12 protein-coding genes and 1 pseudogene are annotated in these 14,917 nt (G+C 67.3%); all 13 read right to left on the bottom strand.

The window, feature by feature from the left end; genetic code table 11:
* A partial coding sequence (nuoN, locus tag A5697_RS15350; protein WP_067943454.1) for an NADH-quinone oxidoreductase subunit NuoN occupies positions 1-1,402 on the bottom strand: 1,402 nt, incomplete at its 3' end.
* Positions 1,402-3,000 carry an NADH-quinone oxidoreductase subunit M gene (locus A5697_RS15345; RefSeq protein ID WP_197501013.1) on the bottom strand — a complete coding sequence of 533 codons (1,599 nt, stop codon included), beginning with the start codon at positions 2,998-3,000 and terminating at the stop codon, positions 1,402-1,404. The genes nuoN and A5697_RS15345, both read right to left, overlap by 1 nt.
* A complete protein-coding gene (nuoL, locus tag A5697_RS15340) occupies positions 2,997-4,883 on the bottom strand; it encodes an NADH-quinone oxidoreductase subunit L (protein WP_068011290.1) in 1,887 nt (628 codons plus the stop codon). Before nuoL ends, A5697_RS15345 begins: the two co-directional genes overlap by 4 nt.
* Before the next feature lie 21 nt (positions 4,884-4,904).
* Positions 4,905-5,204 (bottom strand): NADH-quinone oxidoreductase subunit NuoK, encoded by a 300-nt coding sequence (nuoK, locus tag A5697_RS15335; protein WP_007168303.1) that lies wholly within the window; start codon positions 5,202-5,204, stop codon positions 4,905-4,907.
* Positions 5,201-5,989, bottom strand: a complete 789-nt coding sequence (locus tag A5697_RS15330; RefSeq protein WP_067943484.1) for an NADH-quinone oxidoreductase subunit J — start codon at positions 5,987-5,989, stop codon at positions 5,201-5,203. Before A5697_RS15330 ends, nuoK begins: the two co-directional genes overlap by 4 nt.
* A gap of 20 nt (positions 5,990-6,009) precedes the next feature.
* Positions 6,010-6,576 (bottom strand): annotated as a pseudogene (gene nuoI, locus A5697_RS15325) (NADH-quinone oxidoreductase subunit NuoI); the annotation flags it as partial.
* Complete coding sequence (gene nuoH / locus A5697_RS15320) at positions 6,548-7,810, bottom strand: NADH-quinone oxidoreductase subunit NuoH (protein ID WP_067943486.1); 1,263 nt, start codon at positions 7,808-7,810, stop codon at positions 6,548-6,550. The pseudogene nuoI and the gene nuoH, both read right to left, overlap by 29 nt.
* An 11-nt stretch (positions 7,811-7,821) precedes the next feature.
* A complete protein-coding gene (locus tag A5697_RS15315; RefSeq protein ID WP_067943461.1) occupies positions 7,822-10,236 on the bottom strand; it encodes an NADH-quinone oxidoreductase subunit G in 2,415 nt (804 codons plus the stop codon).
* Positions 10,237-10,240: 4 nt separating this feature from the next.
* The gene (gene nuoF, locus A5697_RS15310; protein WP_067943462.1) at positions 10,241-11,563 is read right to left on the bottom strand and encodes an NADH-quinone oxidoreductase subunit NuoF; all 1,323 of its coding nucleotides are present in this window, start codon (positions 11,561-11,563) and stop codon (positions 10,241-10,243) included.
* Positions 11,560-12,318, bottom strand: a complete 759-nt coding sequence (nuoE, locus tag A5697_RS15305; protein ID WP_067943463.1) for an NADH-quinone oxidoreductase subunit NuoE — start codon at positions 12,316-12,318, stop codon at positions 11,560-11,562. Before nuoE ends, nuoF begins: the two co-directional genes overlap by 4 nt.
* Positions 12,315-13,652 (bottom strand): NADH dehydrogenase (quinone) subunit D, encoded by a 1,338-nt coding sequence (gene nuoD, locus A5697_RS15300; RefSeq protein ID WP_067943464.1) that lies wholly within the window; start codon positions 13,650-13,652, stop codon positions 12,315-12,317. Before nuoD ends, nuoE begins: the two co-directional genes overlap by 4 nt.
* Positions 13,652-14,359, bottom strand: a complete 708-nt coding sequence (locus A5697_RS15295; protein WP_067943465.1) for an NADH-quinone oxidoreductase subunit C — start codon at positions 14,357-14,359, stop codon at positions 13,652-13,654. The genes nuoD and A5697_RS15295 overlap by 1 nt, the downstream gene beginning before the upstream one ends.
* The gene (locus tag A5697_RS15290; protein ID WP_067943467.1) at positions 14,356-14,910 is read right to left on the bottom strand and encodes an NADH-quinone oxidoreductase subunit B family protein; all 555 of its coding nucleotides are present in this window, start codon (positions 14,908-14,910) and stop codon (positions 14,356-14,358) included. The genes A5697_RS15295 and A5697_RS15290 overlap by 4 nt, the downstream gene beginning before the upstream one ends.
* Positions 14,911-14,917: the final 7 nt, after the last annotated feature.

Below are 14,917 nucleotides of genomic sequence, written 5' to 3'. Positions count from 1 at the left end.
AGGCCGCGATCCCACTGGCCACCACACCGATGATCACCAGCGGCGCCGCGCCGCCCTGCGCCGCGGCCTTGAACACGGCGAGCTTGCTGACAAACCCGCTCGTCAGCGGGATGCCGGCGAAGGCCAGCAGGAACATCGAAAACATCACGCCCACAATCGGTGAGCGCTGCCCGAGTCCCGCCCAGTGCGACAGGGTGGCGTCCTCGACGCCGTCGGCGTCGCGGATCAGGCTCACGATGGCGAACGCGCCGACGGTGCTGAAGCTGTAGGCGAGCAGGTAGAACAGCGTGGACGAGAGGCCCGCCTGGTTGTCGGCGATCACGCCGGTGAGGATGAACCCGACATGGGCGACCGAGGAGTAGGCGAGCATCCGCTTGACGTCGGTTTGGTTCACCGCGGTGATGGTTCCGACCGCCATGGTGAGGATCGAGATGGTCCACAGCACCGGACGCCATTGATCGTGTAGAGGTGGCAGCGCGACGTAGACCACCCGCAGCAGCGCGCCGAAGGCCGCGACCTTGGTGGCTGCCGCCATGAACCCGGTGATGGGGGTGGGCGCGCCCTGGTAGACGTCCGGGATCCACGAATGGAACGGCACGGCACCCACTTTGAACAGCAGGCCGACGGACAGCAGTGCGACACCGACCAACGCCATCGAGGTGTCCCCGTGCGCCGCCAGCGCGTCCCGGATGCCGGTCAGCAGCAGCGTGCCGGTCGCGCCGTACAGCAGCGCCACGCCGTACAGGAAGAACGCCGATGAGAAGGCGCCCAACAGGAAGTACTTCATCGCCGCCTCCTGCGACAGCAGGCGCCGGTGCCGGGCCAGGCCGCACATCAGGTACAGCGGCAGCGAAAGAACTTCGAGCGCAACGAACATCGTCAACAGGTCATTGGATGCGGGGAAGACCATCATGCCGCCGACGGACAGCATGGCCAGCGGGAACAGCTCTGTCTGTGCGGCCCCGGCCCGCTCCGCGTCACGCTCGGCGTCGCTGCCCGGGACCGCGGACGCCTGCGGGGTGAAGGAATCCAGGCCGACCGGTCCGGCGGCGCCCACCCCGGCAACGATCTTGCTGTCCGCCTTGGCTTGCGTGCGTTCGGCCATGAAGATGACCGCCAGCACCGCGACCAGCAGCACCGTGCCCTGCAGGTAGAGGGTCGGCCGGTCGACGGCCATCGCGCCGAGCACCGTCGCGCGGCCGGAGGCCGGGACGGAGCGGCTCACCGCGATCACCGCGACGAAGGCGGCGACGCAACCGGCCAGGGCCAGCGTCACCTGGGCGCCATATCGAATCCGCCTGGGCAGGAAAGCTTCCGCGAGGACGCCGACCACGGCGACGCCGAACACGATGAGCGTCGGGCAGAGCAGGAAGTACTCGATGCTGGGGGTGGGGAGGGTCATTATCGCGGTCCTTCGGCTGTCCGGGGTGCGCGGTTGACCGCCGGCACGCTCGGCGCGGGATCATGCTGACCGATGGTGGTCATGGTGTTCTCGACGGCGGGGTTGATGATGTCCAGCACCGGCTTCGGGTAAACCCCGAGGACGAACAGCAGCGCGATCAACGGTGCGACGACGAGCAATTCACGCGCCCGCAGGTCGCCGATCTTCTCGTTGCCGGTCGCCACCGGTCCGGTCATCATCCGCTGGTAGAGCCACAGCATGTAGATGGCGGACAGCACCAGCGCGGTGACGCCGAAGGCGGCGGCCAGCCAGTACCGGTTGAAAGTGCCCAGCAGGACCAGGAACTCGCTGATGAATGGCGCCAGGCCGGGCAGCGACAGGGTGGCCATGGCCGAGACGAGGAACGTCCCCGCCAATATCGGCGCCACCTTCTGCACCCCGCCGTAATCGGCGATCTTCCGGCTGCCGTGCCGGGATATCAGGAAGCCCGCGATCAGGAACACCGCCGCCGTGGACAGCCCGTGGTTGAGCATGTACAGCGTCGACCCGCTCTGCCCCTGGCTCGTCATCACGAAGATGCCCAGAATGATGAACCCGAAGTGCGAGATCGAGGTGTAGGCGATCAGGCGCATGATGTCGGTCTGCCCGATGGCCACGACCGCGCCGTAAATGACACCGATGACGGCCAGCACGACGATCAGCGGCCGGAAATAGGTTGAGGCGCCGGGGAACAGCTGCAGGCAGTAGCGCAGCATGCCGAAGGTGCCGACCTTGTCCATCACCGCCATCATCAGCACCGCGGTGGCCGGGGTGGCCTCCACCGCGGCGTCGGGCAGCCAGCGGTGGAACGGCCACAGCGGCGCTTTGATGGCGAAGGCGAACATGAAGCCCAGGAACAGCGCCTTGAACACCGCGGAGTCGGCACCGTAGCGGCCGGAGGCGACGCCGGCGACGATCTCCCGGAAGTCGAACGTTCCCGAACCGTGCTGTGCGGTCACCACATACAGCCCGATCACGGCGGCGAGCATGATCAGCCCACCGAACAGGTTGTACAGCAAGAACTTCACCGCCGCGCGTGACCTGCCTGCCCCACCGCCGAAGCCACCGATCAGGAAGTACATCGGGATGAGCATGGCCTCGAAGAAGACGTAGAAGAGCAGTACGTCCAGCGCGACCACCGAGATCAGCACCATCGACTCGATGGCCAGCGTCAGCGCGACGTAGGCGTGCACGCCGCGAGGGCTGCGTTCGCCGCTGTGCGACGGGTCGTCACCATCTCCGTCGTTCCAGCCGGCCACCTGCAGCACCGGGATCAGCACCGCGGTGAGCAGCACCAGCACCACGGCGATGCCGTCGACGCCGAGCGAGTAGGTGGCGCCGAACGCCGGTATCCAGGAATGACTTTCGACGAACTGGTAGGTGGTGCCACCGGACTTGAAGCCGAGGGTGACGACGACCGCGACCGCCAGCGTCAGGACGCCGAAGACCAGGCCCGTCCACTTGGCGAGCCGGCGCAGTCCCGGCGGCAGCAGGATGACCAGCACCGAGCCGGCCAGCGGCACCAGCCACAGGATGCTGAGCCACGGAAGGTTCTTCACCACAGTTTCACCGCCAGGATCAGCGCGACCACCAGGACCGCGCCCGTCAGCATCGACAATGCGTAGTTGCGGGCGAAGCCGGTTTGCAGCCCCCGCAGGCGATTCGAAGTTCGGCTTACCAGCGCGGCGAGCGCGTTGACGGAGCCGTCCACCCCGGCGTTGTCGACGTCGACGAGCGCTTGGGTCAGTTCGGCGCCGGGGCGCATGAACACCTCCTCGTTGAAGGCGTCGCCGTAGAAGTCCCTGCGGGCGGCCGTGGTGAGCGGTGACACCGCAAGCGGCGCCACCCTGGGGATTTCGGCTTTCGCGTACAACCGGTAGGCCACCGCGATCCCGATGATGACCACGCCCAGCGCCAGGGCGGTGTTCGCCCAGGCGGGGAAGGCGTGGGTCACCTCTTCGTGCTTCCCGACGACCGGCTCGAGCCAGCGTTGCAGGGTGCCCCGCCACGCCAGCAGGCCACCGGAGAACACCGAGCCGACAGCGAGCAGGATCATCGGCCAGGTCATCAGGCCGGGTGCCTCGTGGGGATGGGTACTTGGCGCCCAACGCTTTTTGCCGAAGAAGGTCATCAGCATCACGCGGGTCATGTAGAACGCGGTGACGCCCGCACCCAGCAGCGCGGCCCCGCCCAGCACATAGCCGCGGACGCCGCCGGCGCCCAGTGCCGCCTCGATGATGGCGTCCTTGGAGAAGAAGCCCGCGAACGGCGGCACGCCGATGATCGCCAGATACCCGAGGCCGAAGGTGGCGAAGGTTATCGGCAGCGCCGCGCGCAGGCCACCGTAGCGGCGCATGTCCTGTTCCTCGTGCATCGCGTGGATCACCGCGCCGGAGCCGAGGAACAAACCCGCCTTGAAGAAGCCGTGGGTGAGCAAATGCATGATGGCGAACGCGTAACCGGCCGGGCCCAATCCCGCGGCCAGCACCATGTAGCCGATCTGGCTCATCGTGGAAGCCGCCAGCGCGCGCTTGATGTCGTCCTTGGCGCAGCCGATGAACGCACCGAGCAACAACGTGACGGCGCCGACGACCACGACGGCGGTTTGCGCATCCGGCGCCAGGTTGTAGAGCGGGTTGGACCGCACGATGAGGTAGACGCCGGCGGTCACCATGGTGGCGGCGTGGATCAGCGCGGACACCGGGGTGGGGCCCTCCATGGCGTCACCAAGCCAGGCCTGCAGCGGGACCTGAGCCGACTTGGCGCAGGCGCCCAGCAGCAGCAGCAAACCAATCGCCGTCAGCGCGCCGCGGCTGGCGGCCGGTGCGCCGGCGAACACCCCGGCGTAGGACAGCGTGCCGAAGGTGCTGAACATCAAGAACATTCCCAGGGCCAGCCCGGCGTCCCCGACGCGGTTCATCACGAATGCCTTCTTGGCGGCGGTCGCGGCCGTGGGTTTGTGGTACCAGAACCCGATCAGCAGGTAGGAGGCCAGGCCCACGCCTTCCCAGCCGACGTAGAGGACCACGTAGTTGTCGGCGACCACCAGCAGCAGCATCGAGGCGAGGAACAGGTTGAGGTAGCCGAAAAACCTTCGGCGGTCCGGATCTTCGGCCATGTAGGCGACCGAATAGATGTGGATCAGCGACCCGACGCCCGATATCAGCAGCACGAAACAGACCGAGAGCTGGTCGATCTGCAGGCCGAGGTCCACCTGCAGTTGGCCGACCGGGATCCAGGTGAACACCGTCTGGTGGATCACGCGGTCGTCCGCGGCGCGGCCGAGCAGCTCGTTCAGCAGGCTCAGGCCGACGCCGAACGCCGCGAGGGCGGTGGCGCAGCCCAGCCAGTGGCCCCACGCGTCGGTGCGTCGCCCGCCGAACAACAGGATCGCGGCACCCGCCAGCGGCAGTGCCACCAGCAGCCAGGTGTAGTGAGTCATGTTGGCCCCATATTGGCGATGTCAGCCTTTGAGTAGGTTCGCGTCGTCGACCGACGCCGATTTGCGGGCACGGAAAATCGTCATGATGATCGCCAGGCCGACGACGACCTCGCACGCGGCCACCACCATCGTGAAGAACGCGATCATCTGCCCGTCCAGGTGGCCGTGCATCCGCGCGAACGTGACGAACGCCAGGTTGACCGCGTTCAGCATCAGCTCGACGCACATGAACATCACGATGGCGTTGCGTCGCAACAGCACACCCGAGGCCCCGATGGTGAACAGCAGGGCCGAAAGGTAAAGGTAATTGGCCGGATTCATGAGGTGCCGCCTTGGGTTAGGGAGGGGCTCGCCTCACGGGAGGGAGTTTGCTTACCGTCAGCGCCGCGGCTGCGCAAGATAGGCGACACCGACAGCTCCGAGTACGAACCGTCCGGCAGCAGCGCGGCCACGTCGACGGCGTTGTGGCGCGCGTAGACGCCGGGGCTGGGCATCGGGGTGGGGTGCCGACCGGACTGGAACCTCTCCTGCGAGAGCTCCCGCTGCGTCTTGCGGCGCTCGAAGCGCTCGCGATGTGCCAGCACCATCGCCCCAATGGCCGCGGTGATCAGCAGCGCGCTGGTGAGTTCGAACGCCCAGACGTACCGGGAGAAGATCAGCGCGGCAAGCCCTTCCACGTTGCCGTTCGCGTTGGCGGTGGTCAGCCCCGCGAAGCCGCCGGTCGCGGCGGCGCCGATGGCGGCGATCAGCAGGACGCCGAAACCCACGCCGGCCAGGACGGCGGCGATGCGCTGGCCGTGCAGCGTCTCCTTCAGAGATTCCGCGGAGTCCACGCCGATCAGCATCAGCACGAACAGGAACAGCATCATCACCGCGCCGGTGTAGACCACGACCTGGACGACGCCCAGAAACAGCGCGTCCTGAATCATGTAGAACACCGCGAGGATGATCATCGTCATCGCGAGGAACATCGCCGAGTACACGGCGTTGACCGCGAGCACCACCCCGATCGCCCCGATCAGCGCCAGGGCTCCCAGCACCCAGAACGTCACCGCCTCGCCGGTGGAGGTGCGGACGATCGTCTCCGAAGCCAGATTCGAAGCCAGGAGCTGGCCGGTCACCCCAGTCACCGGGATTCCCCGGCCTTCTCGGCTTCGCGCAGGCCATGCGCGGTGACGTTGCCCTGGTAGTAGTCCTTGTCGGTGGCGCCCGGCGCCCGGGGGTGCGGCGGCGCGAGCATGTCTTGCAGCAGCGGCGCGAGCAGCCGGTCCTTTTCGTAGATCAGGTCGGCGCGGTTGTCGTCGGCCATCTCGTAGTCGTTGGTCATCGTCAGCGCCCGGGTCGGGCACGCCTCGATGCACAGGCCGCAGCCGATGCAACGCAGGTAGTTGATTTGATAGACCCGGCCGTAGCGTTCCCCGGGCGAATACCGGAGCTCCTCGGTGTTGTCCGCGCCCTCGACGTAGATCGCGTCGGCCGGGCAGGCCCAGGCGCACAGCTCGCACCCGATGCATTTCTCCAGGCCGTCGGGGTAACGGTTGAGCTGGTGACGGCCGTGATAGCGCGGCGCGACGGGGCCCGGCTTCTCCGGATACTCCTCGGTGACATGCCTTTTGAACATCGAGCCGAACGTCACGCCGAATCCGGCCACGGCATCCAGGAACTTAGCCACGTGCTTTCTCCTTGCTCGCGGCCGCCAGGGACTTCATCGGCAGCGGCGGTGTCGGGAATACCGGTGTGGGGGACTGCCCGGCAGGCAATTGCTTGGCCTCGCGGCGGAGCTGTCGCTCCAGCGCGCGAATACTGGGCGTGGCGAACGGTTTTCGCAACAACAGCACCAGCGCCGTCGCGAACACGATGCTGCAGGCGACCAGCAGCGGGGTCCAGTGCGCGTACCCCTGGTTCTGCAGGGTGCGAATCACCGCCGCGATCAACACCCAGACCAGTGACGCCGGGATCAGCAGCTTCCAGCCCAGCCCCATGAACTGGTCGTAGCGCAGCCGGGGCAGCGAGGCCCGCAGCCAGAAGTAGATGAAGAGGAACGTCCACATCTTGGCGGTGAACCAGAGCAGCGGCCACCACCCGGTGTTGGCGCCGGCCCACATGTTGATGGGCCAGGGCGCATGCCAGCCGCCGAAGAACAGGACCGTCGCCAGGGACGAGACCGTCATCATGTTGACGTACTCGGCCAGCATGAACATCGCGAACTTCAGCGACGAGTACTCGGTGTGGAAGCCGGCGACCAGCTCACCCTCGGCCTCGGGCAAATCGAATGGCGCGCGGTTGGTTTCACCGACCATGGAGATCAGGTAGATGACGAACGACGGCAACAGCAGGAACACGTACCAGACCCGGTCCTGCGCCGCGACGATCTGCGACGTCGACATCGAGCCGGCGTAGAGGAACACCGCCGCGAACGACAGCCCCATCGCCACCTCGTAGGAGATGACCTGCGCGGTGGAGCGCACCCCGCCCAGCAGCGGGTAGGTCGACCCGGACGCCCAGCCGCCCAGCACGATGCCGTACACGCCGATCGCCGAGAGCCCCAGGATGAACAGCACCGCCACCGGGAGGTCGGTCAGCTGGAGCGGAGTGCGGTGCCCGAACACCGACACCACCGGCCCGAACGGGATGAACGCGAACGCGGTGAACGCGGGGATGGTGGAGATGACCGGCGCCGCGAAGTAGACGAACTTGTCGACGCCGCCCGGCGTGATGGTTTCCTTGAGCGCCAGCTTGATTCCGTCGGCCAGGCTCTGCAGGACGCCCCACGGCCCCGCGCGGTTCGGTCCGGGCCGCAGTTGCATCCAGCCCAGGATCTTGCGCTCGAGCAGGATCGCGACCAGCACGTTGAGCATGAGGAACACGAAGATGGCCAGCGCCTTGCCCAGCACCAGCCACCAGGTGTCGTGTCCGAAGACGGTCAAGGAGTTCGTCGTCATGAGCCCACTCCGATTTTCACTGTGCTGCCCAGGGTTACGCCCAGCTGTCGGTGGACGGCGCAACCCGGGGAGTTCAGCGGGAGCCACACCACCCGGTCGGGCATGTCGGTGATGATCAGCGGCAGGCTGATCGATCCGCGCGCCGTGCTGACGGTGACCGCGTCACCGTCGGCGGCGCCGATCTCGGCGGCCGTGTCGGCCGACAGCCGCAGCGCGGGCTTGCGCGCGGTCCCGGCCAGATGCGGCTCGCCGTCCTGCATCCGGCCGTTGTCCAGCAGCATCCGCCACCCGGTCAGCACCGCTTGTCCTTTTTCGGGCCGGTTCCCGGACGGGGCCGCGACGGCCGGGGCTGTCGCCCAACCGCCGTCCCAGGTGCCCAGCGCGGAGAGTTCGGCGCGGGCCGCCGAAGCGGTCGACAGCCCCAGATAGACGCCCATCTCGTCGGCCAGCGCGTCGAGCACTTGGTGATCGGACTGGCTGGCTTGCTCACTGCTCCAGCGCAGCGCCGGTTCGAACGGGCGGTAGCGCCCCTCCCAGTTGACGAAGGCCCCTGCCTTCTGCGCCGTCGGCGCGACGGGGAACACCACGTCGGCGCGGTCGGTGACGGCGCTGCGCCGCAGCTCCAGGCTCACCACGAATCCGGCGGAGTCCAGCGCGGCCAGCACCGCTTCGGGATCGGCGAAGTCGTCGGGTTCGACACCGCCGACCAACAGGGCGCCCAGCGTCCCGTCGGCGGCGGCGGCCAGGATGCCGTCGACGTCACGCCCTGCGGTGGAAGGCAATTCGGAGACGTGCCACGCCGCGGCGATCTGCGCGCGGGCGGTCTCGTCGTCGAGGGGGCGGCCACCCGGCAGCAGGGCGGGCAGCGCGCCGGCCTCCAGCGCGCCCCGCTCGCCGGCTCGGCGTGGCACCCACGCCAGCCGGGCACCGGTGGCGTCCGCGAGCCGGGCGGCGGCGGACAATCCGCCGGGCACCGTGGCCAGGCGTTCGCCGACCATGATGACCGCGCCGGCGGTGGACAGCAGGTCGCCCACCTCTCCCGTGGCCAGCCCGTCCAGCGCCGCCGCTTCGGTACCCGGAACGGTTTTGATGAGCCGCCCGGACATCTTCACCAGCGCCCGGGTGGCGAACGGCGCAACCGCGTACACCGGTAGCCCGTGCTTGCGGGCGGCCTTGCGCAGTCGCAGGAACACGATGGGCGACTCGTCTTCGGGCTCGAACCCGACCAGCACCACCACCGGAGCCGATTCCAGATCGGCGTAGCTGACGTCGCGCCGGCCGGCGATGCGTGACGCCAGGAAGTCGGCTTCCTCGGCCGAGTTCGGGCGAGCGCGGAAGTCAATATCGTTGCTGTCCAGCACGATTCGGGCGAACTTGGAGTACGCGTAGGCGTCTTCCAAGGTGGCCCGGCCGCCGACCAGCACACCGGTGCGCCCGCGCGCCGCCTCGAGGCCCCGAATCGCCGTTGCCATCGCGTGCGACCACGACGCGGGCACCAGCGTGCCGTCCGCGTCGCGAATCAGGGGAGTGCTGATCACGTCCGGCTGGGTCGCGTAGGTGAACGCCCACCGGCCCTTGTCGCAGTTCCACTCCTCGTTGACTTCCGGGTCGTCGCCGGCCAGCCGGCGCAATACCTTGCCGCGGCGGTGGTCGGTGCGCTGGGCGCACCCGGACGCGCAGTGTTCGCAGACGCTGGGGCTGGACACCAGGTCGAAGGGGCGGGCCCGGAAACGGTAGGCCGTTCCGGTCAGCGCGCCGACCGGGCAGATCTGCACCGTGTTGCCCGAAAAGTACGAGTCGAACGGCTCATTGGCGTAGATGCCGACCTGCTGCAGGGCGCCGCGCTCCTGCATGTCGATGAAGATGTCCCCGGCGATCTGCTCGGAGAACCGCGTGCACCGGGCGCACAGGATGCAGCGCTCGCGATCCAGCAGCACCTGCGCGGAGATGTTGATCGGCTTGGCGAAGGTCCGCTTGACGTCGGTGAAGCGGGAATCGGCACGGCCGTTGGACATCGCCTGGTTCTGCAGCGGGCACTCGCCGCCCTTGTCGCACATCGGGCAGTCCAGCGGGTGATTGATGAGCAGCAGCTCCATCACACCGTGCTGGGCCTTGTCGGCGGCTTCCGACGTGAGCTGCGTGCGCACGACCATGTCGTCGGTGGCGACGGTGGTGCATGATGCCATCGGCTTGCGTTGCCCCTCAACCTCAACCAGGCACTGCCGGCACGCGCCGACCGGCTCGAGCAGCGGATGGTCGCAGAACCGCGGGATCTGGATACCCATCAACTCGGCCGCACGGATCACCAATGTGCCTTTGGGCACGCTGATTTCGTTGCCGTCGATGGTCAGCGTGACCATCTCCGGCGGACGTACCTCGTCTCCGGTCTCGGTTTTGGCGGCACTGGTCAAAGTGTCAGGCCTTTCCGTTCAGCATGGAATCTCGGGGGTCGAATGGGCAGCCACCGTCTTCGACGTGCGCCACGTATTCGTCGCGGAAGTACTTGATCGACGACATCACCGGGCTGGCGGCGCCATCGCCCAACGCGCAGAAGGACTTTCCCAAGATGGTGTCGGAGATGTCCAACAGCTTGTCGATGTCCTCGTTGGTGCCCTTGCCGGTTTCCAGCCGCTCGTAGATCTGGTCCAGCCAGAAGGTGCCCTCCCGGCAGGGAGTGCATTTCCCGCACGATTCGTGTTTGTAGAAGTACGTCCAGCGGCGCACGGCTCGCACCACGCAGGTGGTCTCGTCGAAGATCTCCAGCGCCTTGGTGCCCAGCATGGAGCCGACCGCGCCCACGCCCTCGTAGTCCAACGGCACGTCGAGGTGCTCGTCGGTGAGCAGCGGGGTGGACGACCCGCCGGGCGTCCAGAACTTCAGTCGGTGCCCGGCCCGCACCCCGCCGGCGTAGGCGAGCAACTCGCGCAACGTGATACCCAGCGGCGCCTCGTACTGGCCGGGCCGGGCGACATGCCCGGACAGCGAATACAGCGTGAAGCCAGGCGATTTCTCACTGCCCATCGATCGGAACCAGTCGACACCGTTGAGGACGATGGGCGGCACGCTGGCGATCGTCTCGACGTTGTTGATCACCGTGGGGCAGCCGTAGAGTCCCGCCACCGCGGGGAAGGGCGGCCGGAGCCGCGGCTGGCCCCGCCGGCCTTCCAGCGAATCCAGCAGCGCGGTCTCCTCGCCGCAGATGTACGCGCCGGCGCCCGCGTGCACCACCAGCTCCAGGTCGAAGCCGGACCCGTTGATGTCGCGGCCCAGGTATCCGGCGGCGTAAGCCTCGGCCACCGCGTTCTGCAGGCGGCGCAGCACCGGCAGAACTTCCCCGCGCACGTAGATGAACGCGTGGCTGGCCCGGATCGCGTAGGCGGCGATGATGACGCCCTCGACGAGCACGTGCGGCGTCGCCAGCATCAATGGAATGTCTTTGCACGTACCGGGTTCCGACTCGTCGGCGTTGACCACCAGGTAGTGCGGTTTGGCGGCCGCGCCGGTGTCGCCCTGCGGGATGAACGACCACTTCGTTCCGGTCGAGAAGCCGGCGCCACCGCGCCCGCGCAACCCGGAGTCCTTGACCATGGCGATCACGTCGTCGGGCGCCATCGCCAGCGCCTTCTTCATCCCCTCGTAGCCGTCGTGACGGCGGTACGTCTCAAGGGTCCACGACTCGGGATCGTCCCAGAACCGGCTGATGACCGGGGTGAGCGGCGTGGCCTGCGAGCTGGTCATGACTGGCCTCCCGGCGGGGTGGGCGCCCGCATGCCGTTTTCCTTCGCCACCTTCAGCCCCGCCAGCGTGGCCTCACCCGCACCGCCCTGACCCTGGTCGGGGCGCTCGTCGGGCAGGCCGGCCAGGATGCGTGACGTCTCGCGGAAGGCGCACAGCGGGGCGCCGCGCGTGGGCGGCTTGGGCGTGCCCGAGCGCAACGAGTCGACGAGCTCGCGGGCCGACTCCGGTGTCTGGTTGTCGAAGAACTCCCAGTTGACCATCACCACCGGCGCGTAGTCGCAGGCGGCGTTGCACTCGATGTGTTGCAGGGTGACGGAGCCATCGTCGGTTGTCTCGTCGTTGCCGATGCCCAAATGTTCCTTCAGGGCGTCGAATACGGCGTCGCCGCCCATGATGGCGCACAGCGTGTTGGTGCAGACACCGACCAGGTAATCGCCGGTGGGTCCGCGGCGATACATCGTGTAGAAGCTCGCCACCGCCGACACCTCGGCACCGGTCAGGCCCAGCTGCTCACCGCAGAACTCCAAACCGGCCGGGGTCAGGTAGGAGTCCTCGGCCTGCACCAGGTGCAGCAACGGCAGCAGCGCCGAGCGCTTATTGGGGTAGCGGCCCATGATCTCCTTGGCGTCGACCTCCAGCCGCGCCCGCACTTCGGCCGAATACGATTGCGGCGCACCCTCAACCACGAACGCGTTGGGTTCCTCCGGCGGTGGTCCGAGCCGGATGAACACCGGCTGTCCTTGGGGGCCGGTCACCGATCCACCCCGCCCATGACCGGGTCGATGCTGGCGACCGCGGTGATCAGGTCGGCCACCATCCCGCCCTCGCACATCGCGGCGACCGACTGCAGATTGGTGAACGAGGGGTCCCGGTAGTGCACCCGGTAGGGGCGGGTGCCGCCATCGCTCACCATGTGCACGCCCAGCTCCCCGCGCGGTGACTCCACCGCGGTGTAGACCTGGCCCGCCGGAACCCGGATGCCCTCGGTGACCAGCTTGAAGTGGTGGATCAAGGCCTCCATCGAGCCGCCCATGATCTTGGCGATGTGCTCCTGTGAGTTACCCATCCCGTCCGGGCCCACCTTCAGGTCGGCCGGCCAGGCGATCTTGCGGTCCTCGATCATGGTCGGGCCCGGCTTCAACTTGTCCAGACACTGCTCGACGATCTTGATCGACTCCCACATCTCGTTCACGCGAATCATGTAGCGCCCGTAAGCATCACACGTGTCGGCGGTCATCACGTCGAATTCGTAGTTTTCATATCCGCAGTACGGTTCGCTCTTGCGCAGATCGTGTGGCAACCCGGTGGCGCGCAGAATCGGCCCGGTGATGCCGAGCGCCATGCAACCGGTCAGGTCCAGGTAGCCGATGTCCTGGGTGCGGGCCTTCCAGATGGCGTTCTCGTTGAGCAGACCGCCCATTTCGCGCAGCACCTGGCGCAGCGGCTTGAGGGCTTCGGCGATGTCTTTCTCCGCGCCCGGCGGCAGATCCTGCGCCACGCCGCCCGGCCGGATGTAGGCGCTGTTCATCCGCAACCCGGAGATCTTCTCGAACAGGGTCAGCACGATCTCGCGGCCGCGGAAACCGACGAACATCGGGGTCATGGCGCCCAATTCCATGCCGCCGGTGGCGAGTGCGACCAGATGCGAGGAGATCCGGTTGAGCTCCATCATCATCACCCGGATGACGTTTACCCGCTCCGGTATCTGATCGGTGATGCCGAGCAGTTTCTCCACGCCCAGGCAGTACGCGGTCTCGTTGAAAAACGGTGACAGGTAATCCATTCGGGTCACGAAGGTGACCCCCTGCGTCCAGTAGCGATATTCGAGGTTCTTCTCGATCCCGGTGTGCAGGTAGCCGATTCCGCAGCGAACCTCTGTGACCGTTTCGCCCTCGATCTCCAGGATCAGCCGCAACACCCCGTGGGTGGACGGGTGCTGGGGACCCATGTTGACGACGATCCGTTCGCCGGGGTCCGCCTTGCGGGCGGCCTCGACGATCTGTTCCCAGTCCTGTCCGCCGGCGACCAAGACGGTCTCCGGGCCTTCCGGGCCGCCGCCGTCGTGCGTCGAGTCGGTGATTGTGCTCATCAGTTGTACGCTCTCCGCTCGTCGGGCGGGGGAATCTGGGCTCCCTTGTATTCCACCGGGATGCCGCCGAGGGGGTAGTCCTTGCGCTGCGGGTGGCCATGCCAGTCGTCGGGCATCTCGATGCGGGTCAGCGACGGGTGCCCGTCGAAGATGATGCCGAAGAAGTCGTAGGTTTCGCGCTCGTGCCAGTCGGTGGTCGGGTAGACCCCGAACAGCGAAGGGATGTGCGGATCGCTGTCCGGCGCAGCCACTTCCAGGCGGACGCGGCGATTGTGTGTGATCGACTGCAACGGGTACACCGCGTGCAGTTCGCGATCGGTCTCGTGGGGGTAGTGCACCCCGCTGACACCCAGACACATCTCGAAACGCAGCCCCGGCTCATCGCGAAGATGCTGGGCGACCCGGGGCAGCGCCTCGCGGCGCACGTGCAGGGTCAGCTCGTCGCGGTACACCACGACTTTCTCTATCGCATCGGAGAATTCGACGCCCGCGCTTTTCAATGCCTCGGCCAGCGTGTCGACCACCTCGTCGAAGTAGCGGCCGTAGGGTCGGGGGCTGCTGCCGGGAAGCATGACCTCGCGCACCAGGCGCCCGTAGCCGGACGTGTCGCCCGAGCCCTTGGCGCCGAACATGCCGCGGCGCACGTCGATCACTTCTTCGTCGGCCTGGCTGATCGCCTCTTGGGGGTTTTGGTCGGGCGAGCTCATCGCAGCAGCCCGCGCATCTCGATCGTGGGCCGGGCCGACAGCGCCGCCTGCTCGGCCTCGGCGATGGCTTCTTCGCGGTTGACCCCCAGCGGCATCTGTTGAATCTTCTCGTGCAGCTTCAGGATTGCGTGCAACAGCATCTCCGGCCGCGGCGGGCAACCGGGCAGGTAGATGTCCACCGGCACCACGTGGTCCACGCCCTGCACGATCGAGTAGTTATTGAACATCCCGCCGGACGACGCACACACGCCCATGGCCAGCACCCACTTCGGCTCGCCCATCTGGTCGTAGATCTGGCGCAGCACCGGCGCCATCTTCTGGCTTACGCGGCCGGCGACGATCATCAGATCGGCCTGCCGCGGCGTCGCCGAGAATCGCTCCATGCCGAACCGCGCGATGTCGAATCTTGGCCCGGCGGTTGCCATCATCTCGATGGCACAGCACGCCAACCCGAACGTCGCCGGCCACAAGGAGTTCTTGCGCACGTAGCCGGCGACCTTTTCCACCGTTGACAGCAGAATCCCGCCGGGGAGCTGTTCTTCGAGACCCACGTCTACC

Origin of the sequence: Mycobacterium sp. E3251 (assembly GCF_001666835.1) — a bacterium.
Classification (GTDB): domain Bacteria; phylum Actinomycetota; class Actinomycetes; order Mycobacteriales; family Mycobacteriaceae; genus Mycobacterium.
This window is presented reverse-complemented; position numbering and strand designations above follow the sequence as displayed.

Excerpts from the sequence above, each read along its gene's own strand:
- nuoL (WP_068011290.1), bottom strand. The coding sequence starts at position 4,883 with ATGACTCACTACACCTGGCTGCTGGTGGCACTGCCGCTGGCGGGTGCC.
- nuoK (WP_007168303.1), bottom strand. The coding sequence starts at position 5,204 with ATGAATCCGGCCAATTACCTTTACCTTTCGGCCCTGCTGTTCACCATC.
- nuoF (WP_067943462.1), bottom strand. The coding sequence starts at position 11,563 with ATGACCAGCTCGCAGGCCACGCCGCTCACCCCGGTCATCAGCCGGTTC.
- nuoD (WP_067943464.1), bottom strand. The coding sequence starts at position 13,652 with ATGAGCACAATCACCGACTCGACGCACGACGGCGGCGGCCCGGAAGGC.
- A5697_RS15295 (WP_067943465.1), bottom strand. The coding sequence starts at position 14,359 with ATGAGCTCGCCCGACCAAAACCCCCAAGAGGCGATCAGCCAGGCCGAC.